The sequence below is a fragment of the Nocardia cerradoensis NBRC 101014 genome (assembly GCF_000308535.1).
GTDB lineage: Bacteria > Actinomycetota > Actinomycetes > Mycobacteriales > Mycobacteriaceae > Nocardia > Nocardia cerradoensis.
This window is the reverse complement of the sequence record NZ_BAFW01000275.1, coordinates 1-429: the sequence shown is the minus strand read 5'-3', so window position 1 is coordinate 429 and position 429 is coordinate 1. Positions and strand designations below refer to the sequence as shown.

The window sequence follows — 429 nt, the reverse complement described above, 5'->3', positions numbered from 1 at the left end:
CGGGTGTGTTCGGATTCGTCGAGCAGGTCCACCGATGACAGCGGTTGTTCGGGATCTGTCGTTATCGCCACCAGTATTCGTTGCAACCGGTGGATGAGTGTGTTGATGGTGGTGGTGTCGAAGATGTCGGTGCGGTATTCGACTGCGCCGGTGAGTCCGGCGGGTTGGCCGGTGTCGGTGAAGCGTTCTCCGAGGGAGAAGGCGATGTCCATGCGGGCGCTGTGGGTGTCCAGTGGGAGTGAGGTGACATCGAGGTCTTCCAGCACCAGACCGGTTGCGGGGTCGGTGTTTCCGGCGAAGTTCTGCCAGGCCAGCAGAACCTGGATCAGCGGGTGATGTGTCAGTGATCGGGCTGGGTTGAGTCGTTCGACCAGTACCTCGAAGGGCACGTGCTGGTGTTCGAATGCTTCGAGGCTGCGCGTGCGGACC

At 61.3% G+C, this 429-nt stretch carries 1 protein-coding gene; it reads right to left on the bottom strand.

The features are described 5' to 3' along the window. On the bottom strand, positions 1-429 hold a 429-nt coding region (locus ON23_RS27925; protein WP_039781869.1), incomplete at both ends, for a condensation domain-containing protein.